This is a genomic window from Vibrio sp. SCSIO 43136, from assembly GCF_023716565.1.
GTDB lineage: Bacteria > Pseudomonadota > Gammaproteobacteria > Enterobacterales > Vibrionaceae > Vibrio.
Window position 1 is genome coordinate 2,262,314 of sequence record NZ_CP071848.1, and the last position, 22,245, is coordinate 2,284,558.

Annotated in this window: 21 protein-coding genes; 11 read left to right on the top strand and 10 right to left on the bottom strand. The window is 45.9% G+C overall.

Annotated features, from left to right (window positions below; genetic code table 11):
• Positions 1 to 106 precede the first annotated feature (106 nt).
• Positions 107 to 1,675, bottom strand: a complete 1,569-nt coding sequence (gene nagE, locus J4N39_RS10650; RefSeq protein ID WP_252019027.1) for an N-acetylglucosamine-specific PTS transporter subunit IIBC — start codon at positions 1,673 to 1,675, stop codon at positions 107 to 109.
• A 563-nt stretch (positions 1,676 to 2,238) separates the two neighbouring features.
• Here nagE and nagA point away from each other — a divergent pair.
• The 4 genes from nagA (at position 2,239) to asnB (ending at position 8,157) form a co-directional block, all read left to right on the top strand.
• Complete coding sequence (gene nagA, locus J4N39_RS10655) at positions 2,239 to 3,375, top strand: N-acetylglucosamine-6-phosphate deacetylase (protein WP_252019029.1); 1,137 nt, start codon at positions 2,239 to 2,241, stop codon at positions 3,373 to 3,375.
• Positions 3,376 to 3,377: 2 nt separating this feature from the next.
• Positions 3,378 to 4,592, top strand: a complete 1,215-nt coding sequence (gene nagC, locus J4N39_RS10660; RefSeq protein ID WP_252019031.1) for a DNA-binding transcriptional regulator NagC — start codon at positions 3,378 to 3,380, stop codon at positions 4,590 to 4,592.
• Between the two features lie 73 nt (positions 4,593 to 4,665).
• On the top strand, positions 4,666 to 6,252 hold the full coding sequence (locus tag J4N39_RS10665) for a cation:proton antiporter domain-containing protein (RefSeq protein WP_252019033.1): 1,587 nt from the start codon (positions 4,666 to 4,668) through the stop codon (positions 6,250 to 6,252).
• Between the two features lie 240 nt (positions 6,253 to 6,492).
• Positions 6,493 to 8,157, top strand: a complete 1,665-nt coding sequence (asnB, locus tag J4N39_RS10670; RefSeq protein ID WP_252019035.1) for an asparagine synthase B — start codon at positions 6,493 to 6,495, stop codon at positions 8,155 to 8,157.
• A gap of 82 nt (positions 8,158 to 8,239) precedes the next feature.
• On the opposite strand, the gene rfaH is transcribed toward asnB, so the two are convergent.
• Positions 8,240 to 8,734 carry a transcription/translation regulatory transformer protein RfaH gene (gene rfaH, locus J4N39_RS10675; RefSeq protein WP_252019038.1) on the bottom strand — a complete coding sequence of 165 codons (495 nt, stop codon included), beginning with the start codon at positions 8,732 to 8,734 and terminating at the stop codon, positions 8,240 to 8,242.
• Positions 8,735 to 9,037: 303 nt separating this feature from the next.
• Here rfaH and J4N39_RS10680 point away from each other — a divergent pair, with 303 nt between their 5' ends.
• Positions 9,038 to 10,429, top strand: a complete 1,392-nt coding sequence (locus J4N39_RS10680) for a peptide MFS transporter (RefSeq protein ID WP_252019040.1) — start codon at positions 9,038 to 9,040, stop codon at positions 10,427 to 10,429.
• A 90-nt stretch (positions 10,430 to 10,519) separates the two neighbouring features.
• Here J4N39_RS10680 and hemH read toward each other — a convergent pair whose 3' ends face one another.
• From hemH to htpG, 3 genes are all read right to left on the bottom strand, one after another.
• On the bottom strand, positions 10,520 to 11,479 hold the full coding sequence (hemH, locus tag J4N39_RS10685) for a ferrochelatase (protein ID WP_252019042.1): 960 nt from the start codon (positions 11,477 to 11,479) through the stop codon (positions 10,520 to 10,522).
• Positions 11,480 to 11,552: 73 nt separating this feature from the next.
• Positions 11,553 to 12,197 (bottom strand): adenylate kinase, encoded by a 645-nt coding sequence (adk, locus tag J4N39_RS10690; protein ID WP_252019044.1) that lies wholly within the window; start codon positions 12,195 to 12,197, stop codon positions 11,553 to 11,555.
• A gap of 257 nt (positions 12,198 to 12,454) precedes the next feature.
• Positions 12,455 to 14,356, bottom strand: a complete 1,902-nt coding sequence (gene htpG, locus J4N39_RS10695) for a molecular chaperone HtpG (protein WP_252019046.1) — start codon at positions 14,354 to 14,356, stop codon at positions 12,455 to 12,457.
• 271 nt (positions 14,357 to 14,627) lie between these two features.
• On the opposite strand from htpG, the gene J4N39_RS10700 reads away from it, so the two are divergent.
• The 4 genes from J4N39_RS10700 to J4N39_RS10715 are packed head-to-tail and all read left to right on the top strand — an operon-like array spanning position 14,628 to position 17,114.
• Positions 14,628 to 15,488 (top strand): winged helix-turn-helix domain-containing protein, encoded by an 861-nt coding sequence (locus tag J4N39_RS10700; RefSeq protein WP_252019048.1) that lies wholly within the window; start codon positions 14,628 to 14,630, stop codon positions 15,486 to 15,488.
• Positions 15,485 to 16,027, top strand: a complete 543-nt coding sequence (locus tag J4N39_RS10705) for a regulatory protein ToxS (RefSeq protein ID WP_252019050.1) — start codon at positions 15,485 to 15,487, stop codon at positions 16,025 to 16,027. The genes J4N39_RS10700 and J4N39_RS10705 overlap by 4 nt, the downstream gene beginning before the upstream one ends.
• A gap of 42 nt (positions 16,028 to 16,069) precedes the next feature.
• Positions 16,070 to 16,834: a sulfite exporter TauE/SafE family protein gene (locus J4N39_RS10710; protein ID WP_252019052.1), complete on the top strand. Its 765-nt coding sequence runs from the start codon at positions 16,070 to 16,072 to the stop codon at positions 16,832 to 16,834.
• Between the two features lies 1 nt (position 16,835).
• Positions 16,836 to 17,114: an Rdx family protein gene (locus tag J4N39_RS10715; RefSeq protein WP_252019054.1), complete on the top strand. Its 279-nt coding sequence runs from the start codon at positions 16,836 to 16,838 to the stop codon at positions 17,112 to 17,114.
• Here J4N39_RS10715 and yfcE read toward each other — a convergent pair.
• From yfcE to J4N39_RS10740, 5 genes are all read right to left on the bottom strand, one after another.
• The gene (gene yfcE / locus J4N39_RS10720) at positions 17,111 to 17,659 is read right to left on the bottom strand and encodes a phosphodiesterase (protein WP_252019056.1); all 549 of its coding nucleotides are present in this window, start codon (positions 17,657 to 17,659) and stop codon (positions 17,111 to 17,113) included. The two genes, J4N39_RS10715 and yfcE, sit on opposite strands and share 4 nt — an antisense overlap.
• A 73-nt stretch (positions 17,660 to 17,732) precedes the next feature.
• Positions 17,733 to 18,137, bottom strand: a complete 405-nt coding sequence (locus J4N39_RS10725) for a CBS domain-containing protein (protein WP_252019059.1) — start codon at positions 18,135 to 18,137, stop codon at positions 17,733 to 17,735.
• Complete coding sequence (locus J4N39_RS10730; protein WP_252019061.1) at positions 18,134 to 18,484, bottom strand: P-II family nitrogen regulator; 351 nt, start codon at positions 18,482 to 18,484, stop codon at positions 18,134 to 18,136. Before J4N39_RS10730 ends, J4N39_RS10725 begins: the two co-directional genes overlap by 4 nt.
• Entirely contained in the window at positions 18,474 to 19,268 is a 795-nt protein-coding gene (locus J4N39_RS10735; protein ID WP_252019063.1) for a DUF1538 domain-containing protein, read from the bottom strand. Before J4N39_RS10735 ends, J4N39_RS10730 begins: the two co-directional genes overlap by 11 nt.
• Entirely contained in the window at positions 19,265 to 19,999 is a 735-nt protein-coding gene (locus J4N39_RS10740; RefSeq protein WP_252019065.1) for a DUF1538 domain-containing protein, read from the bottom strand. The genes J4N39_RS10735 and J4N39_RS10740 overlap by 4 nt, the downstream gene beginning before the upstream one ends.
• A 399-nt stretch (positions 20,000 to 20,398) precedes the next feature.
• On the opposite strand from J4N39_RS10740, the gene J4N39_RS10745 reads away from it, so the two are divergent.
• Both J4N39_RS10745 and J4N39_RS10750 read left to right on the top strand, forming a co-directional pair.
• Complete coding sequence (locus tag J4N39_RS10745; protein WP_252019067.1) at positions 20,399 to 21,310, top strand: TIGR01777 family oxidoreductase; 912 nt, start codon at positions 20,399 to 20,401, stop codon at positions 21,308 to 21,310.
• A 48-nt stretch (positions 21,311 to 21,358) separates the two neighbouring features.
• Positions 21,359 to 22,186, top strand: a complete 828-nt coding sequence (locus J4N39_RS10750; protein ID WP_252019069.1) for an SDR family oxidoreductase — start codon at positions 21,359 to 21,361, stop codon at positions 22,184 to 22,186.
• Positions 22,187 to 22,245 lie beyond the last annotated feature (59 nt).

The following is a 22,245-nucleotide window of genomic DNA, read 5'->3' on the forward strand; positions in this document are numbered from 1 at the left end:
AATATCGCCCCTTATTTAGGTTTTTCTACTCGATATAGGTGTAAACCAACGAAAAATGCCTCCCAAGAGGGAGGCATTTACAAATGATAACTACTAATCAGTTTGATTAAGGCAGTTTCACATCAGATAGGTCTTCACCTGGACCGATAGCTTTCATTTCGCCTGCAACGATTTCAGCTAGTGGACCAAGGATAACTTGAAGGTTGTTCTCACCTAGTTTAACCACACCTTTCGCACCTAGTTTCTTAAGTACTGCTTCATCAGCTAGTGAGCGATCTTTCAGTGTTAGACGTAGACGAGTGATACAAGCATCGATAGTGGTTAGGTTGTCATGGCCACCTAGTGCTTTTAGGTATTGACGAGCAAGGTCACCTTTAACTTCATCGCCAGCAGCGGTAGTTTCTTCGTCATCATCTTCACGACCTGGCGACTTCAGGTTGAAAGCGCGGATTGCGAATGTGAAAGTGAAGAAGTATAGCGCACCAAATGCTAGGCCAATCAGTAGTAGAACCATTGGCTTAGTTGCTAGACCGAAGTTTAGTAGGAAGTCGATTAGACCTGCAGAGAAGCCGAAGCCGTGCAGAGTACCAAACATGTTAGCTACTACTAGAGATAGACCCGTAAACACTGCGTGTAGAGCGTATAGTGCTGGAGCTAGGAATACGAACATGAATTCTAGCGGCTCAGTGATACCTGTTAGGAATGAACAGAATGCTACTGAGAATAGAGCGCCACCAACTTGACCACGTTTTTCAGCAGGTGCTGCTAGGTACATTGCAAGCGCTGCACCTGGTAGACCAAACATCATTACAGGGAAGAAGCCGTTCATGAATACACCAGCGCTCTTATCGCCGCCGAAGAAGCGGTGTAGGTCACCAGATTTCACAGTTTCAGTTACGCTTTCAACTGTTGCAGTGATTTCAGGTGTTACAGAGTTAGCAAAGTTGAACGTGTGCTCTTGACCAGCGACTAGAGTTTTAGCTAGTTCTGGGTCAACACAAAGTTGCTTGATTGCTGGTAGAGCTTCACCTGCGGCACTTGCGCCAGCAACGATGATCTCTTGACAAGTACCCATACCGAACCAGAAGTAAGAGTTCAATACGTGGTGCAGACCAACAGGGATAAGCGCACGGTTAAGAGTACCGTAAACAAATTGACCGATTGCGCCAGATGTTGATACAGCGTGTGCTAGTGCGTCTAGGCCGCCTTGAATTGAAGGCCAAACCACACCAGAGATCGCACCTGCTACAAGAGCAAACAGACCCGCCATGATAGGCACAAGTCGCTTACCAGAGAAGAATGCTAGCCATTCAGGCAGACGCGTCGCATGGAATGCATTGTAACAGTGACCTGCGATGATACCTGCGAAGATACCGCCGAAGAAAGACATGTTAACTGAAGCATCGATTGTTGTTGCTGTTGCTGTTAGTACAAAGTACGCCACAGCACCGGCTAGGCCTGCTGCACCAGAACCGTCTTTTGCAAGACCGATTGCGATACCTAGACCAAATAGTAATGGCAGGTTACCGAAGATTGCCCCACCAGCTTGCGCCATGAAAGGGATGTCCAACAGGTCGCCTTGACCTAAACGTAGTAGAAGCGCCGCAACTGGAAGCGTTGCGATAGGTAGCATAAGCGCTTTACCTAGCTTCTGTGCATATCCGAGAATGTTCACCTTTAGTTCCCCCTATAGGATTTTATATTAGACTTATAATTGACCACTTAATTCGGTCATTCAATTTAGTCAGGTTCAGTTTATGACATTAATTTTGCCCCGCAAATTAAAACCGTTTCATTTGTGATCACAATCACCAGATTTAGGGGTAAAACAGGGTTTTTGCTAGCCAGATCATAAAACTTATTTTACAATTCGAAAAAATGGCAATTGAGCAATAAAGTGAACCCATACACCTGATCGATTTCTAATCGAAAGTAAAACCAGTCATTTATCGTTTGCTGAAAGCAGTGATAGCCACCAAACGATACTAAAAGCTGCTTTTTCAAGGTATTCAAGGGAGCAATCGCACTTTTGCTCACTCCAGACACCAAAGAAGAAACGATAAAAACTAGTGCTTATAGCCCAAACTAGTGATTATTAATGTAGACGAAGAAAGCAAAAAGCCTGCTTAAAGTTTATGCAAAAAATAAACAACTGGAGTGAGTGTTATGACCCTATTTTTAATTTTTCGCACCTAAGCTGCGGGAGCTAACAAAGATTTTTGAGTAAGGAACAAAACGATGTATGCGCTAACAAACTGTAAAGTCTTCACTGGTAGTGACGTGCTAACTAATCATGCGGTTGTTATCAACGGTGAACACATCGATACTGTCTGCCCAATTGAAGAACTTGATGCGTCAATTGAGCAACTGGATCTGCAAGGAGCAAACCTCAGCCCAGGCTTTATTGACCTACAGCTGAATGGCTGTGGCGGCGTAATGTTTAATGATGACATTACTCCAAATGCAATCGAGATTATGCACCAAGCCAACCTAAAGTCTGGCTGTACCAGCTTCTTGCCAACGCTTATCACCTCTTCTGATGAAAATATGCGTGATGCGATTGTGGCGGCACGTGAGTATCAATCGAAAACGGGTAACCAATCACTAGGTCTGCATTTAGAAGGCCCATACCTTAACGTAATGAAAAAAGGTATTCACAGCGTTGATTACATTCGTCGCTCAGACAGCGACATGGTCGATTTCATCTGTGACAACGCCGACGTTGTAACTAAGGTCACTTTAGCTCCAGAGCAAAATAACCCAGAACATATCGAAAAGCTGAAAAATGCAGGCATCGTAGTCGCTATTGGTCACACCAACGCCACTTATGCTGAAGCTCGTAAAGGCTTTGCTGCAGGTATTAGCTTTGCAACACACCTATTTAATGCGATGACGCCAATGGCGGGTCGTGAGCCAGGCGTTGTTGGTGCAATTTACGATACGCCAGATGTCTATGCAGGTGTGATTGCAGACGGCTTCCATGTTGACTACGCAAACATCCGAATCGCCCATAAAATCAAGGGTGAGAAGCTTGTTTTAGTGACTGATGCCACAGCTCCAGCAGGTGCTGAGATGGATTACTTTATTTTTGTCGGCAAGAAAGTATATTACCGAGATGGAAAGTGTGTTGATGAAAACGGCACACTAGGCGGCTCAGCTCTGACAATGATCGAAGCAGTTCAGAACACAGTTGAGCACGTTGGTATCGCATTGGACGAAGCTCTACGTATGGCTACCTTGTACCCTGCCCGTGCTATCGGTGTAGACAACAAGCTTGGCTTAGTTAAAAAAGGCATGGTGGCTAACCTTGCTGTATTTGACCGTGACTTCAATGTCCATGCGACAGTAGTTAACGGCAAATACGAGCAAAACTAAGCATGAATGGCGGACAAATCGGTAACGTAGACTTAGTCAAACAACTAAACAGTGCAGCGGTATACCGCTTAATCGACCAGCAGGGACCAATCTCCCGAATTCAGGTCGCCGATGTAAGTCAACTCGCTCCGGCCAGTGTGACTAAAATTACCCGCCAACTTTTAGAGAGAGGCCTCATCAAAGAAGTCGCTCAACAAGCATCCACCGGTGGTCGTCGAGCTATCTCGTTGACCACCGAAGTTGATCCATTTCACTCAGTTGCCGTTCGAATCGAGCGCCACGGTCTCTACTTTAGCCTTTACAATCTAGGTGGCCGCGAACTGCACAACTTACACACGGATTTCACCTACACTAACCAAAATGACCTCATTGATGGTTTGATCATCCATACGCAAAAATTCATCGAGAGCTGCAAACACAGTATCGACCAGCTGATCGCTATTGGTGTTTCTTTGCCAGGGCTTGTGAACCCAGAGTCTGGCGTGGTGGAATACATGCCAAATACTGACATCGACAAGCTGGCATTAGGCGAAATGGTCAGTGAAGCTTTCAATGTAGAGTGTTTTGTTGGCAACGACGTGCGAGGCATGGCGCTCGCTGAACACTACTTTGGCGCTAGCCAAGACTGCCAGGATTCAATCTTAGTCAGCGTTCACAACGGTACAGGTTCAGGCATCATCGTTAATGGGCAAGTCTTTTTGGGCTTTAACCGTAACGTGGGTGAGATCGGTCATATCCAGATCGATCCGCTGGGAGATAAGTGTCAGTGTGGAAACTTTGGCTGTCTTGAAACCGTGGCATCAAACCCTGCAATTTTGGCTCGAGTTAACTCTCGTCTTAAGCAAGGTCACCAATCTAGCCTGGCTAGCTTGTCAAATGTCACTATTCAAGATGTGTGTCATCATGCGTTAAATGGTGATGAGTTGGCAAAACAAAGCTTAGTTAAAGTGGGCGACCAGCTGGGTAAAGCGATTGCGATTACCATTAACTTATTTAATCCGCAGAAAATCGTGATTGCAGGCGACATTACCGCAGCGCAAGAAATCGTATTTCCTGCTATACAGCGCAACGTAGAAAGCCAGTCTTTGACTACTTTCCATACTGGGCTACCGATTGTGGCATCCGAGCTTGGCTCTCAACCGGCCATGGGCGCATTCGCCATGATCAAACGTGCGATGCTTAACGGTGTTCTGTTACAAAAATTACTTGAAGAATAGTAGTTTAATCGCTTCAATAAACGGGTCGCATATGCGACCCTTTTTATTATACAAAAAACAACAAGCTCAACTTATGGAACTAATACTGATCTCTGTCGCCTTTTTGGCAGGCTTCGTTGCACTTAAATGCAACCTCCCGCCACTTGTCGGCTTTTTGCTGGCAGGATTTGGCCTAAATTTTTACGGCTTTGAGTCCAACGACACTTTAGTCACCCTCTCAGACCTTGGTGTGACCCTATTGCTATTCACCATTGGTTTGAAGCTTGATATCAAGACTCTACTGTCTAAGGATATCTGGGCGGGCGCCACCATTCACAACGTTATTTCGACAGCCATTTTTACCGGAGCCCTGTTCTGCCTAAAATCTCTTGGGCTTGGTATGCTCGCTGACATGGCATTGTCACAACTGGTGCTGTTTGGCTTCGCCCTATCGTTTTCAAGCACAGTATTTGCCGTTAAGAGCTTACAAGAGAAAGGCGACATGAACGCCACCTATGGCACACTCGCCATTGGTATCTTGGTCATGCAGGACATCTTCGCCGTTATTTTCCTTACAGCTTCAACGGGTAAGCTACCAGAATGGTACGCCATTGCCCTATTTGCTTTGCCATTTATCCGCCCTCTTTTCTACAAATTATTGGATATGGTTGGCCACGGCGAGATGTTAGTCCTAGCAGGCATTTTCTTTGCTCTGGTCATCGGTGCGGGTCTTTTTGAATTAGTGGGCATGAAACCTGATCTAGGCGCTCTGATCCTCGGTATGCTGCTCGCAGGCCACAAAAAAGCATCGGAGCTATCGAAATCTCTTTTTAATCTAAAAGAGTTATTCCTAGTCTGCTTTTTCTTGAATATCGGCTTAGCTGAGCAACCTTCGATGTCTGGCTTTATGATGGCGCTGCTGTTGATGCTACTACTGCCGCTTAAAGGCTTGCTTTACTTCCTGATCATCCATCAATTTAAGTTTCGCGTTCGTACCTCACTGCTCGCCTCGTTGGCTCTATTTAACTACAGCGAATTTGGCCTCATTGTCGGTGGCCTTGCCTACTCCATGGGCTGGCTTGAAGGAGATATTCTGGTGTCGATCGCCATTGCAGTATCGATCTCCTTTATCGTTGCTGCACCTTTGAATCGCATGGCGCACTCGATTTACCGTCGAACGTCACGTTGGCTCAAAGAAGCAGCAGCGGAATCGCTCAACCGCAAAGACCAGTTGATTGACCCTGGCAGCGCTCAAGTGTTGATATTGGGCATGGGCCGTATCGGCACTGGCGCTTACGATGAGCTCGTCATGCGCTATGGAAAAATCTGCCTCGGGGTTGAAGTCAAAGCAGAAGCGGCGAAAGGTCAGCAGAGTGAAGGGCGTAACGTCATCGAAGGCGATGCAACTGACCCAGACTTTTGGGAACGAATCCTCGATACGGCCAATGTAAAGCTCGTGCTCCTAGCGATGCCTCACCATTTAGGGAATCAATTGGCACTTGAACAGTTACAAAAGAAGCAGTTCAAGGGGCAAGTCGCAGCCATTGCAGAGTATAACGATCAGTTAGACGAGTTGAACCAACTGGGTATTGATGCTGCGTTTAACATCTACAACGAGGCTGGAAGTGGTTTTGCTCGGCATGTTGTTGAGCAGCTTAATCCCAATTTCCAAAGCCGATAATCGCTTATTATGGCCAGCTTTTTTGCTGGCCATTTTTTACAAATCTTCCTTTCCCCTACAAAAAAGCGTCTAATTTTTACCCGAACCTAGATTTTATTCATCAGTTTAGCTATTTGATTAAATATTTTCTATTCAATCGTTATTTTTGCTATTCATTTCATTCTTAGCTGTTGCATTTTTTAATCAAAATGGCAGATTGAGTACATCAAAATAAAAATGGATTTAATCGAGAGGTAGTGTATGTGTTCCGTATTTGGCATTTTGGATATAAAAAGTGACGCAGCAGCGCTGCGACCAGTGGCATTAGAAATGTCCAAAAAGCTGCGCCATCGTGGCCCGGACTGGTCTGGTATCTATGCGTCTGACAAAGCAATTCTTGCTCACGAGCGTTTGGCTATCGTTGGCCTCAATAGCGGAGCACAACCACTATACAGCCCTGACCGCAAGCTCATCCTGGCGGTAAACGGCGAGATCTACAACCACAAAGAGATCCGTGCTCGTTACGAAGGCAAATACGAATTCCAAACAGACTCTGATTGTGAAGTTATTCTAGCGCTATACCAAGACATGGGCGCAGACCTTCTTGAAGAGCTAAACGGTATCTTTGCCTTTGTTCTATACGATGAAGAGAAAGATGAGTACCTAGTCGGTCGTGACCACATTGGCATCATCCCTCTTTACCAAGGCTACGATGAACACGGTAACTACTTTGTTGCCTCTGAAATGAAAGCACTTGTGCCTGTGTGTCGCACCGTGAGTGAGTTCCCTCCTGGTTGCTCTTACGGCAGTGCTGATGAAGAACCACAACGCTATTACGTTCGTGACTGGAACGAGTATGCAGCAGTACAAGGCAACACCACCAGCAAAGAAGAGCTAACCCAAGCACTAGAAGACGCAGTAAAACGCCAGCTGATGACTGACGTACCTTACGGTGTACTACTTTCTGGCGGTCTAGATTCATCCATCACGTCAGCTGTGGCTAAACGTTTTGCTGCAATGCGTGTTGAAGACGACAGCCAAACCGAAGCTTGGTGGCCACAACTTCACTCGTTCGCTGTGGGTCTAGAAGGAGCTCCAGATCTTAAGGCTGCTCGTGAAGTAGCGGATCAAATTGGTACTGTTCACCACGAGATGACTTACACCATTCAGGAAGGTCTAGATGCAATTCGTGATGTTATCTACCACATCGAGACCTATGACGTAACGACAATTCGTGCTTCTACCCCGATGTACCTAATGGGTCGTAAGATCAAAGCAATGGGCATCAAGATGGTACTTTCTGGTGAGGGTGCTGATGAAATCTTCGGCGGCTACCTGTACTTCCACAAAGCACCTAACGCAAAAGAGTTCCACGAAGAAACAGTTCGTAAGCTGCTTGCACTCAACATGTTTGACTGTGCTCGTGCAAACAAATCTCTTGCGGCTTGGGGTGTTGAAGGCCGAGTTCCATTCCTTGATAAAGAGTTCATCGACGTTGCAATGCGTCTAAACCCTGAAGATAAGATGTGTGGCAACGGTAAGATGGAAAAACACATCCTACGCGAATGTTTTGAGCACTACTTACCTGAATCTATTGCTTGGCGTCAGAAAGAACAATTCTCAGATGGTGTTGGCTACAGCTGGATTGACACGCTAAAAGAAGTTGCAGAAGCAAAAGTTACTGATCAGCAGCTAGAGACGGCGAAATTCCGTTTCCCTTACAACACGCCGACAACTAAAGAAGGTTACGCTTACCGTGAGATCTTTGAAGAGCTGTTCCCACTAGAGTCTGCGGCAGAATGTGTCCCAGGTGGTCCTTCAGTGGCTTGTTCGTCAGCAAAAGCTATTGAGTGGGATGAGTCATTCCAAAACTGTGTTGACCCATCAGGTCGCGCCGTTCAAGCGGTTCACAACGACGCTTACTAAGCGCCTACCTCAAAATGAAAAGGGACACTTTATGTGTCCCTTTTGCTATCTGGAATACTAAGGAATGTAACCTTTAGACTCGTTAAAACTGTATATCTGAATTATCTACACTGACTTTAACGGGTTTGTTGAGCAGCTCAATCAGTAGGAATGAGCGCTTGTCACCATCTGGCTCTTGGTAAATAGCGGTGATGCCCGCAAATTGACCTTCGAGTACTTCAATTTTCTCACCTGACCTAGGTGTTTCTGAATGCACCACTTCTTGCTCGCTTTGCTCCAATTGGCGTAGAGAATAAATCAAATCCCCTTCCACTTCTTTAGGGTGAGCACCAAGACGAACAAAATCGACGACACCTCGTGTTGAACGAATCGTCGTGAATGTCGGACCCACTTCATAGTCAAAACGAACAAATATGTAACTTGGAAACAGAGGTTCTCTCACCAACTGTTTCTTTTTACGCAAGATTTTTTCAACTTCGATTTCGGGGTAAAAACACTCGACACCTTGGTTCTCCAAATGTGCCTTAGCCCTAGCCTGTTCACCTCGTTTGCAGTACAACAAATACCAACTTTTCATGGTTATAAACTACCTTGTTTTTTCCCACATCCTAGCATTTTCATCAAAAGGTGAAAATGCAATAATGCAACCTGTGATTCCACTTGCTCATGGGCTTTTCTCAGGAGTATAGTGTGCAGTTGCAAACACTGCACGACATCAAACATTGCTTACCAAGTGTCACTCAGGAAGTAAGCCGTCCTCGGCTAGAGACTTGGTTAGGTCATACCTCAAGGTATCTCTCACCTTACAGTTCAACATGAAGTTGAATTGTCCGTAATGTCATGATTTACGATAAAACAAATCAAGATTAAAAATCATACTATGACAAACTCTAACACTGACTTTTTAGGTCACCCTAAAGGACTGTTCTTGCTGTTCAGCACAGAACTTTGGGAGCGATTCTCTTATTACGCTATGCGTGCCATCTTGGTACTTTTCCTCACCGATACCACCATTAATGGTGGTCTTGGCTGGACAACTCAAGATGCACTTCAGCTTTATGGCATTTACACCGGTTTGGTTTACATCACGCCACTGATTGGTGGCTGGATCGCAGACAATTTTTGGGGGCAACGCCGCTCCTTGCTTGTGGGCGGTTTCCTGATGGCCATCGGCCAATTCATTCTTGCCGTACCTGATAGCATGATGCCGCTGAGCGAAATCTCGATGCTTTACGTAGGCCTTGCTTTCCTCATTACAGGTAATGGCCTGTTTAAGCCAAATATCTCAACCATGGTGGGTGACCTATACCCTAATGGCGACAATCGCCGTGATGGTGCATTCACCATTTTCTATATGGGTATCAACCTGGGCGCTCTGATGTCAGGGATCGCCTCTGGCTCTGTTGCTGCAGTTTACGGCTGGAAAGCAGGCTTTTTGTTGGCGGGTATCGGTATGGTGATTAGCCTTGTGCTGCAAATGCTACTCGCAAAACCACTACTTGGTAACATCGGTATTGAACCCTCGGCCAAACGTGCAATGGAAGGAAACAAAACCAAAGCGCCACTGACTAAAGAAGAGAAAGACCGCCTAAAGGTTATCTTAGTGATGGGGCTATTTGTGGTGGTGTTTTGGGCAGGCTTTGAACAAGCTGGCGGCCTGATGAACATCTATTCCCAAGAGTACACCAACCGTATGATTGGTGATTTTGAAGTTCCTGCGGCTTGGTTCCAGTCACTCAACCCGTTCTTTATTATTACACTTGCTCCGCTACTAGCGGCGCTATGGGTTAAGATGGGTCAACGTGAACCAAACTCACCGGTGAAGTTTGCCATGGCACTGTTCTTCCTAGCGCTTGGCTTCCTATGTATGGTCGGCGCTGTATTGGAACAAGGCGGCGACACCACAGTGAAAACTTCCATGCTTTGGCTGGTCGGTGCGTTCTTCTTCCACACTTTAGGTGAACTATGTCTTTCACCTATTGGCCTATCGATGATCACCAAACTTGCTCCGCTACGCCTTGCCTCTTTGATGATGGGTGCTTGGTTTGGCTTCAATGCTATCGCTAACTATGTTGCGGGCTACATTGGCTCACACGTAGGAGATTTCGGCGCTATGGCGATCTTTGGTGGCATTGCCATTACCGCCACAATTTCTGGTGTGATCTTGCTGCTTTGCTCAAACAAACTGATTGAGTGGATGCACGGTGCGGAAGACAAACGTATTGTGGGTGAAGATGAGAAAGTTGAAGAACTGACAGAGCAAACCGCTTAGTCAATTTTTTAGCTACATATACGAAGAGCTGCCCATTGGCAGCTCTTTTTGTATCAAGCTTTTGAGAAGAGGTTAAGACTAAGACTTAGCTTACAAGTACCCTTTAACCAGCTCCGCCATCATCCCGATATGATCTTCACGATCATTCAAACAAGGGATATAGCGATAACTCTCTCCACCCGCATTCAAAAACTCTTCTTTATTCTCTTCTGCGATCTCTTCTAATGTCTCTAAACAGTCAGCAGAAAACGCTGGAGTGATAATATCAATCGACTTAGTGCCACGGGCAGGCAACCCTTGCAAAGTTTTATCGGTATAAGGTTTCAACCACTCTTCGCGACCAAATCGGGATTGATAAGCCATACCTATTTTCGACTCATCTAACCCGAGTTCTTGAGCAAGCAGCTTTGTGGTTTGCTCGCAATGTTTCGGGTAGATATCCCCTTCGTCAGCGTAGCGCTGTGGGATCCCGTGATAAGAGCAGAGCAAGTAATCACTTTGACCGTGCTGTTGCCAGTGCTCTCGAACACTGTTCGCAAGCGCCGAGATATAACCTGTATGATCGTGATAGTCGCGGATGAAAACTAAATTAGGCACAACTTTAAGTGACTTGATTACCTTGTTCAGCCCATCGGCCACAGCCGCAGTCGTCGTGCCGGAATATTGTGGGTAAAGTGGCAGGACAATGATCTCCTCACAGCCCTGAGCACGAAGCGCTTCAACACCATTGTGTAGCGATGGCTCGCCGTAAGTCATACCCAGTTCTACCGGAATGCCCAACTGAGTTTTTAACGCTGCGGCTTGTCGCTGAGAGTAGACCATCAATGGTGAGCCGTCTTCCATCCAAACCGATTGATATAATTTCGCCACTTTTGGAGAACGAATCGGCAAGATGATCCCGTGTAACACTGGGCACCAAATCCAGCGTGTGGTATCTACCACCCGCTTGTCATGAAGAAATTGAGCAAGAAAAGCCTTAACAGCAGTTGCTGTTGGCGCTGATGGAGTGCCGAGATTGACTAATAGCACGCCTTTTTTATTGTTATCCATGCAGAATCCTTGGCGTAGGCATAAAAAAAACGACCCTAGGGTCGCTTTTTAATATATCAAACAATCGGAAAGATTAAGATAGAGCTTTCTCGATATCTGCACTTACTTCAGCAACTTGCTTAGTGCCGTCAAATTTTAGGTATTTAGTTTGACCCGCTTCAGCTGCTTTGCCGTAGAACTCAATTAGAGGCGCAGTTTGATCGTGGTAAACGCCTAGACGAGCACGTACTGTCTCTTCTTTGTCGTCATCACGAACAACTAGGTCTTCACCGGTTACGTCATCTTTGCCTTCTACTTTAGGCGGGTTGTACACTACGTGGTAAGTACGACCAGATGCTAGGTGAGCGCGGCGGCCTGCCATACGCTCAACGATAACATCGTCAGCCACATCAAATTCGATTACGTAGTCTACGTCTACGTTCATCTCTTTTAGGCCTTCAGCTTGAGGGATAGTGCGAGGGAAACCATCTAGTAGGAAACCTTTCTCACAATCGTCTTGAGCGATACGCTCTTTGATAAGACCAAGAATAATGTCATCAGAAACCAGCTGACCTGCATCGATTACTGCTTTCGCTTGCTTACCAAGCTCAGTGCCTGCCTTGATTGCTGCACGAAGCATATCACCAGTAGAAATCTGTGGAATACCATATTTTTCCATGATGAATTGTGCTTGAGTGCCTTTACCTGCACCAGGAGCACCTAGAAGAATGATGCGCATGTTAAATCCTCTTTGTATCTTGATTTATACCGTTACCGATTCAGGCATCATGCCTTCATCTATTGGGTAGTTGTCGGTATAGCTTCTTTTTAGGGCGCTGACTATACCACAGTCAGTCACAAATTGATGACCTTTGGTGTAAATCCCATTCGTTACCGTGCTATATGCGGCATTTTTGGAAGAAACAGAGCAAAGAAGCCAGCTTGAAGTGTGCTCCAAGCTGGCTTAATCATCTTATAAGGGTTTGATAAACACTATTAGGCTTTAGTCAAAAGTGTATTTACCGCACCAAGAAATTGACTTGGGTCTTCTAAAGAGCCGCGTTCCGCCAACATGGCTTGGCCTAGAAGCAGTTCTACCCAACGACCAAACTGCTCTTCGTCTGGCTCATCTGCCATGCGCTTCACAAGGTCGTGCTCTGGGTTTATCTCGAAGATGTACTTCACTTCAGGTGCCGCTTGGCCTGCTGCTTCTAGCAGTTTCGCCATCTGCGTACCCATTTCAAAGTCGTCAGTTACAACTACCGCAGGTGTTGTTGCAAGCTTAAACGTGGTGCGAACTTCTTTAACACGCTCACCAAGGTAAGTTTTAGTGCGCTCAACCACTGATTTGAACTCTTCCTCAGTTTCTTTGTGCTTCTCTTTTTCCGCTTCGTCTTCAAACTTACTTAGATCAAGGCCAGCTTTAGTGATTGACTGGAATTGCTTACCATCAAACTCAGTAAGGTAGTTCATTAACCACTCATCGATGCGGTCATACATCAGTACCACTTCAATGCCTTTAGCTTTGAATTGCTCAAGGTGTGGGCTGTTCTTCGCAGCGGCGTAGCTGTCTGCAGTTAGGAAGTAAATCTTGTCTTGATCTTCCTTCATGCGAGAGACGTAATCGGCAAGAGAGACTGTCTGCTCGCTGCCTTCCACTTCTGATGAAGCAAAACGCAGTAGACCAGCAACTTTTTCTTTATTTGCGAAATCTTCAGCAGGGCCTTCTTTTAGCACCATACCGAACTCTTTCCAGAACTCTAGGTACTTGTCATGGTCGTTCTTCGCTGTCTTCTCAAGCATGCCAAGCACGCGCTTAGTACAAGCACTGCGCAGTGACTGAGTCACTTTATTGTCTTGCAAGATTTCGCGAGATACGTTTAGCGGCAGATCGTTTGAATCTATCAGGCCACGCACGAAACGCAGGTAGCTTGGCATAAACTGCTCAGCATCATCCATGATAAACACGCGCTGTACGTAAAGCTTAAGCCCAGCACGGTGATCGCGGTTCATCATATCCCAAGGTGCTTTTGATGGAATGTATAGCAAGCTGGTGTAGTCGTTCTTACCTTCAACACGGTTGTGCGACCAAGTCATTGGGTCTGCAAAATCGTGGGATACGTGTTTATAGAACTCTTGGTACTCTTCTTTGGTAATATCCGACTTGTTACGAGTCCAAAGTGCTTGAGCCTTGTTAATCTGCTCCCACTTGCCTTCTTTGTCGTTACCTTCTTCATCTTTCTCAATTGCCCAGATAGAAACTGGGATACCGATATGATCAGAATATTTGCCAATCACATCACGCAGGCGGTAATCGTTTAGGAACTCTTTACCTTCTTCACGCATGTGCAAGATGATGTCAGTACCACGGCTCTCTTTGGTGATGTTTTCGATGGTGTACTCACCTTCGCCTTGAGAATGCCACTGCACTGCATCCTCGGCATTTGCACCCGCAGCACGAGTGCGAACCGTCACCGCATCTGCCACGATAAATGCAGAGTAGAAGCCAACACCGAATTGACCGATTAGTTGCGAATCTTTGCTTTGATCGTCTGAAAGCTTAGAGAAAAAGTCCGCAGTACCTGATTTGGCAATGGTGCCTAGGTGTTCAATCACGTCATCACGGCTCATGCCGATGCCGTTATCTGAAATGGTTAAAGTGTTTTGATCTACGTTGAAAGACAGCTTCACACCAAGATCCGCATCGCCTTGGTATAGGTCTGCGTTAGACAGTGCTTGAAAACGTAGTTTGTCCGCCGCATCCGAGGCGTTAGAGATAAGCTCTCGTAGGAAAATCTCTTTGTTTGAATACAAAGAGTGAATCATTAGGTGAAGAAGTTGTTTTACTTCTGACTGAAAGCCACGAGTTTCTTTGTTAGTGGTCACGGTATCGCTCATTTTGACTCCAATATCAAAACAAATGGTTTAATTACAAACAGATAGTATCCAATCTGGCAGCTTGCCAGATGAATGATCAATGCTTTAGATGAGAGTTAAATATGGACGATTAGTGTAAATTCAAGGTCAAAAAGCATAAAAACGCTGTTTTTTGACAATTTTTTGATTATCCTAATAGCCCCTAAAATATCAAAGAAGCTAAAAGCCTTATTAGAGGTAAGCCTTTTTGGTATGAATTTCGACTCTTTAACCGTTAAGACGCAATTCAATAATGAGTAATATTGGTACCAAATTCATTCTTGCTCAGAGATTTATCTTTGATCCGAACAGCAATTCTCTTGTCGATCAGCACAGTGAGAATGAAATCATTCGCTTAGGCAGCAATGAAAGCCGCATTCTGTTTATGTTGGCAGAGCGCCCTAATGAAGTTGTCACCCGCCAGCAGCTGCATGAATACGTATGGCGTGATCAAGGCTTTCAAGTCGACGACTCTAGCCTGACTCAAGCGATCTCGACGTTACGTAAAATGCTTAAAGACTCGACCAAGTCGCCACAGTTTGTCAAAACTGTGCCAAAACGTGGCTACCAACTGATCAGTAGTGTTGAGCGCTCATTGCCAAACAGCGACACAGAAGAGCCAAACGAAGAGCTAGAGTCTGACGTTATCGTTCCGAACTCAGACACTATGGCGACGGCTTCTCTAGAGGCTCCATCGCCACAGCCTGCCATCGAAGAGCGTATCGCTGTGCAACCAAAAGCGTCTCCAAAGCTTTCAAAAATGGGCATGGCGGTCGCTATTGTTGTCTCTGCGTTGATGTTTACCTTGACTTACTTTGTGACCAAGCCGTCTCAATCCCAGTTCAATACAATAACTACGGTAGAGACCACGGTGGTTAAAACACCGATCAGTCACCCAGATATGACCATGTGGCTGCCGACGATTACTCAGTGTGTTGAGGCTTACCTAGAAAACAACGATGATGGCGGTGCACCTGTCGAAGTGATTGCCACTGGTGGTCAAAACGGACAGATCGTTCTTAACTATATTCACGCACCTGACTCAGTGGCTGAAAATGTCACGATGAAACTCCTTGCGATTCAACCTGACTTTAACCGAGTGTGTAAACAATGAACCATAATTTGAGCCAACGACTACCACTACTGATTGTTGCTGCTTCGATCTTGATTTGTGGTTGGATTTACCTAGGCAACGATGCAAAAACCGAGCGTATTCTGACATCTCGTGAGTGGCAAAGTAAGTTGGTCACTCGTATCTACACTGAGCCAAATGCGGATGTTGCTGCTGAAATTGAAGTCGGCCCACTGCGTAAAGCGACAATTGATTCCAACGTAAAATACTTGCCAAATGGCAACTATCTGCGTGTTTCTCGTATCAGTCTTTATTCTGAATCATCGGAAGTTTCTTCGATCATCAATGTGTCTGAGAACGGCTCTTGGGAGCTAAGTGACAACTACTTGTTGATTGAGCCAAGTGAGTTTAAAGACATCTCAGCAAGCCAGAGACAAGACTTTTCTGAAAAGCAGCTTAAAGTGATCACTCAGATCTTTAAGATGGATGCGCAGCAAAGCCGACGAGTGGATATCATCAATGAAAAAACTCTACTCATGACTAGCCTTGACCATGGCTCAAACGTCTTGTACTCGCACTAACGGAATCACTTAAGGGAGCATCACGCTCCCTTACTATTATCTATGGATTGGATTGACTCATTTCTCTTACTGGCCGGTTCGCTTATCGCCAGTACCCTATCTTCCATCGCCGGTGGTGGCGCGGGCCTGTTACAATTTCCGCTACTGATTTTCCTTGGCCTCCCATTTTCAATTGCGTTAGCTACCCACAAGATAGCGACCGTTGCCATGGGGCTAGGCGCCGCTATTTCTCATCTGCGCGCTGGCACTTTATCTTTTAAGCTTTGTAGCTACCTCGTCATTTGTGGCTCACTAGGCGTGGTAATTGGTGCGAATTTAGTGGTTCTCGTGCCCGGTAAAATGGGCGAGCTAAGCCTTGGCGCTTTGATCATACTGTTAGGCTTGTATTCTCGTTTTAAATCCAGCCTAGGCCAAGAAGAGTGTGCGATTCACCGCGATCCTACGGGCTGGCTAATTGGTGGCATGGTTCTAGCGCTACTTGGCGTATTTAATGGCTCATTAACCGCAGGCTCTGGTTTGGTAGTGACACTGTTTTTAGTTCGCTGGTTTGGCTTTAGCTATAAACAAGCAGTGGCCTTGACTCTGATTTGTGTTGGGCTGTTTTGGAACGGTGTGGGGGCAATTGCCATTATAGAAGCCGGGGTACAGCCCCATTGGCAGTGGGTACCTATCTTGCTTATCGCCTCTTTTGCTGGAGGTTGGCTCGGGGCTTATTTAACTCGTATATTGCCCAACGCATGGATAAAAATCGCCTTTGAGGTGTTGACGTTTGCCTCAGGTTTTAAACTGATCATAGGAGCGCTATAAGATGTCGAAAGGTGTCATCAAAATCTACTACTGTCGACAGTGCAACTGGATGCTACGCGCAAGCTGGCTAAGCCAGGAACTTCTGCATACCTTTAGTGAAGATTTGGAAAGCGTTGCTTTACACCCAGACACGGGCGGACGATTTGAAATCTATTGCGATAAGCAGTTGATTTGGGAACGAAAGCGTGACCAAGGCTTCCCAGAAGCAAAAATCCTCAAACAGAGAGTCCGGGATGTTCTATTTCCAGACAGAGACCTTGGACACGTAGATCGACATTAATCGATAGAGGTTTGGCAAATCACTTCGCCATCAAGAGTGATCACTTGAAGTTGTTTATCATCAAGTAAACCGTAGCTTGGTGCGTGACCATTGCGAGGAAACGTCACCGAACCTGGATTGAAAATAAATTGCTCTCCCACTAACTCAGCGACTGGGATGTGGCTGTGGCCATGAGCAATGATATCCCGCTCATTTAACGCTGGGCGCTTGTCACTATTATACAGATGGCCGTGAGTCAAAAACATACGCTGGCCATTGGCGAGCAGTACCCACGAATAATCCATCATCATAGGAAACGACAGAAGCATCTGGTCCACTTCACTGTCGCAATTACCGCGCACTGCAATTATCTTACGAGCATACTCATTAAGCGCTTGCGCCACTGCGGGCGGGTTATAGTGCTCTGGTACTGGATTACGAGGGCCGTGATTTAAAACATCACCCAATAAAATTAGATGCTCAGCGCCGGAGGCATCAAATAGCGCTAGCACTTTTTCAGTTGCTGCTAAGCAGCCATGTAAATCTGAGGCGAAAAAAAGCTTCACGAACATTACTCACTATCTAAAACTTGTGCCAAGTTTACTCTTTTTTTCGCCTTAAGTTCCAGCCAATATCGGGCTAATACTCCGTCGACATACCGTTAATAACGATGTTGTTGTAACTCACCATGCCAACCACCTTGCCGTGTTCCACCACAGGTGCCCGGCTAATACCAAATCGCTCAAACAAACGCGCACAATATTTCACATTCATATCTGATGCGACGCATAGGGCGGGCTTGGTCATGATCTCATAAATATTGGTACGCTCTGGAGAGCGATTTTTCGCCAACACCTGCTTCGCAATATCATTCATTAACACGATGCCATACTCGTCAGCATCGTAGCGCTTATCCACCAGTAAGGCTTTTACTTCATGTTTTTTCGCTAAGTTAATCGCTTCTTGAACTGTGGTGAGTCCGTCAATCACAATATAAGTATTTGCCATCACATCTCGAACTTGCTTAATGTCCTGCATGCTCATAGTTTTTCCTCTACAACGCTGGTCAAGGTTTCTACTTGGTGGGCAACGCCCACTGCATCTTCTACATCAATTTGTACTGCTATCCCTTGGCCGGAAGCAGAATCAAACTCCCCGACGTCAGAGATGGTTTCCAAAATATGCCGCGCCAAATGCTCTTCAACCACAAACAGCAACACATCCTTTTGTACTTCTAGAGTTAAGCCTAGGAAAGTCCGTTTCTGCTTAAGTCCTTCGCCTCGAGCGTGGTTAATCACCGTGGCCCCTGTCGCTCCCGCAGAGCGCGCGGCATCGAGGACTCGCTCGGTTTTCGCCTCCTCGACAAAGGCTATTATCAATTTAAAGCGCATTTTTGTTCTCCTTAGATTCTGAGCGATGGCTCAGCCACTGAGTAATTTGTGCGTATCCCATAACAGAAATAATCGGGAAAAGACTGGCAAAGGCAATCAAACCAAAACCATCGATGACTGGGTTTCGACCCGGTACCGTAGAAGCAAGGCCCAACCCAAGGGCCGTAACCAAAGGTACAGTCACTGTAGAGGTGGTTACGCCACCAGAGTCATAAGCCAGTGGAATAATGAGTTTAGGGGCAAAATAAGTCTGAATGACCACCAGCACATAGCCGACGATGATGTAATAGTGAATAGGGTCGCCCACAACGATACGGTAGCTACCTAAAGAAATACCAACTGCAACCCCCAGTGCCACCGCAACCCGTAGCCCAGTGACCCCGATACTGCCGCCGGAGACTTGATTGGCCTTGATCGCCACAGCAATCAGTGAAGGTTCAGCAATTGTGGTACTAAAGCCGATAAAAAAGGCAAAGATGTACACCCAGTAGTAGTCAATCCAGCTCAGACTCTCTCCGACACTGAGTTTAAACTCAGCAATAAAATCTGGCTCAGTTAGTTGGCTGGCCATGGTTTCCCCTAATGGGAACAAAGCAAGCTCTAACCCCATTAAGAATAAAGACAAGCCAAGTATCACGTAAAAGAAGCCTAAAACCACTTTGCCAAGGTTCACTATCGGTTTGCGCAGTACAGCAAACTGGAAACCAAAAATGATGCACGCAATAGGGATCACGTCACGGATGGTCGACAAAAAGGTGTCTATAAACATGGATAAACTGATCATGACACCACCATCCCGTACACCATGACAAACATCATAGGAAGCAAAGAGGCAAAGGCAATGAGTCCAAATCCGTCCAACATCGGGTTTCTGCCTTTAATGGCGGATGCGAGACCAACCCCCAGCGCCGTCACTAACGGAACGGTAATAGTTGAGGTTGTGACCCCTCCCGAGTCATAAGCGATACCGATAATGGTCTCTGGGGCAAATCCTGTTAACACCACCACGCCAATGTATCCACCAATGATCATTATGTGGATAGGCCACCCTTTAAGGATGCGGATCACACCAATTACAATGGCAAAACCCACCGATAACGCCACCGTCAAACGCAGCCCATCAGCATAGCTTTCCATCGCCTCTTCTTGATGCTCAATCACGCCACCTTCTGCCGCTACCTCCGCTGCTTCTTGTGCCACCGCCGTCAACGCTGGCTCAGCTATGGTAGTGCCAAAACCTAAGCAGAACGCAAATACGATCAGCCAAAAAATACTGCCCTTACGAGCAAAATCTTGCGCCATCGACTCACCGATGGGAAACAGGCCCATTTCTAAACCAAAAATGAAAAATGTGAGACCTAATACAACCAGCAGCAACCCGATTAAAATGGAAAAAAGATTGGGTAAAGGTTCCTGCAACACCACCAACTGAAAAAAGCCGATGACAATAATGATTGGTAATAGATCCCGTAAACTTCCTAGCATGGCTTGAACCAAAGCTATCACTGCCCGCATCGCACCTCCTGTGTATGCAAAAGAATCTGATTCGAATTCTTATTTTTGCCCAATGACTTAGAAAGTTCATTTAGCGATTACTTAAATATGGCACAAGCCGCTAGGCAATGACGTGATTCGTCACACCTTTTTAATACGAACTTCAACTCTTTGACTTATATCAATTTTAGACTTGCGAGCAACGTAAATATGCTCTTAACTTAGCTATCAAGTGGCGAGATAATTTAGGGATAAAGTCCGATTAATTGATCAACCAAAGCGTCGGACAGATTTTCTGTAGCAAGGAGAAAATCTTATACCTAGTACCGTCTAGGAGACCATTTTTGATACCACGCATAAATGATCAGATCGTGAATGGAACAGGTATAACTACTAATCTAAGGTCAAAAGGGAATACGAATGCGAGTGTTGTTAACCGGTGGAACGGGCTTTGTAGGAAAAGAGTTAGTAAAACATCTGGCGGGAAACCACATCGTCTTATTGTCGCGAGATACACAAGCGGCAAAGCAGCAACTCAACCACGCTGACTGTGGCAATATCGAGTACATTTCCGATTTAAGTTCACTCGGTGATCTCAATGACATCGATGCGGTCATTAACCTCGCTGGCGAGCCTATCGCCGACAAACGCTGGAGCGACTCCCAAAAAGAAATCATCTGCCAAAGTCGCTGGAAGTTAACAGAAAAACTGGTTTCCTTAATCCATGCCAGCACGACACCACCCTCGATCTTTATCAGCGGATCTGCCGTTGGCTACTATGGCGATCAGCAGCAGCACCCTTTTGACGAGAGTTTACACGTCCATCAAGACGACTTTGCTCACTATGTGTGTGCCGAATGGGAAGCCATTGCCAAACGAGCGCAATCGGCCACTCGAGTGTGCATATTGAGAACAGGAGTGGTACTTGGTCCTTCAGGAGGAGCACTGGCCAAAATGCTCCCGCCATACCGCCTAGGTGTTGGTGGGCCAATTGGCGACGGAAAGCAATATATGCCTTGGATTCATATGCAAGATATGGTGCGTGGCATCATGTTTTTGCTCGACACTGAACATGCACAGGGCGATTTTAACTTCTGTGCCCCTCATCCAGTCACCAACAAAGAATTCAGCCAGGCGTTAGCCAAGAGCCTTAAACGCCCCCATCTATTTTGGACCCCTAAATGGGTTATCTCTATTATGCTTGGTGAAGCTGCTTGCCTACTGTTTGATAGTATTCGAGCCAAGCCCAAGCGACTCACCGACTTGGGGTTTACCTTTAACTATTCTCGTGTCGAACCTGCACTGAAAAATCTATTACAGTCAAAAGATTAATCGCTTATCCTAATGGGTTGACGGTTATAGATTTATTAGGGAGTGTTCATGGCTAGATCGGTATTAATCACCGGCTGCTCAACGGGAATTGGTTACACCTGCGCAGTGGAACTGCACAAACTTGGTTATCAAGTCATAGCGACATGCCGTTCGAACGAGGATTTGGCACAATTTGACTCACTTGGTATCAGTGCTATCCAACTCGACCTTAACGATAGCCAAAGCATCACCTATGCCGTCGAACAAACCCTGGCCTTATGCCACGGAAAAATTGATGTACTGTTCAATAACGGGGCCTATGGTCAAGCAGGGGCTCTAGAAGACCTTCCGACTCAAGCATTAAGAGAGCAGTTTGAAACCAACCTCTTTGGCTGGCATGAATTGGTCAAACAAGTGTTGCCTATCATGCGCGCTCAAGGGCATGGTCGGATCATTCAAAACAGCTCAGTACTGGGTTTTGCTGCTATGAAATATCGAGGTGCGTATAACGCCTCAAAATTCGCCTTAGAGGGTTGGACAGATACACTGCGACTCGAGTTACTCGACACAAAAATCAAAGTCGTATTGATCCAACCAGGGCCAATTGAATCCAATTTTCGCGCCAATGCGCTGAAAAAGTTTATGCAATGGATAGATACCGAGCGAAGCGTGCATAAAGACAACTATGTACAACAAATAACCCGCTTAGAAAAAGTAACCTCAGGTAACCAATTTACCTTACCAAGCTCAGCAATCATGCCACCACTGCTTGATGCTATTGAGTCTAAGCGGCCCAAGCTACGTTATCGAGTCACTACGCCGACCAAGGTTTTTGCAGTTCTGAAGCGTATTTTACCGCATCGATTGCTAGACAAGATCTTAGTCAAAGCCGCCTGAATTTGTTACATGATCTTTGTATTTTTTTGCGATCAACTTCGATCTTGTCATCAAAGAGT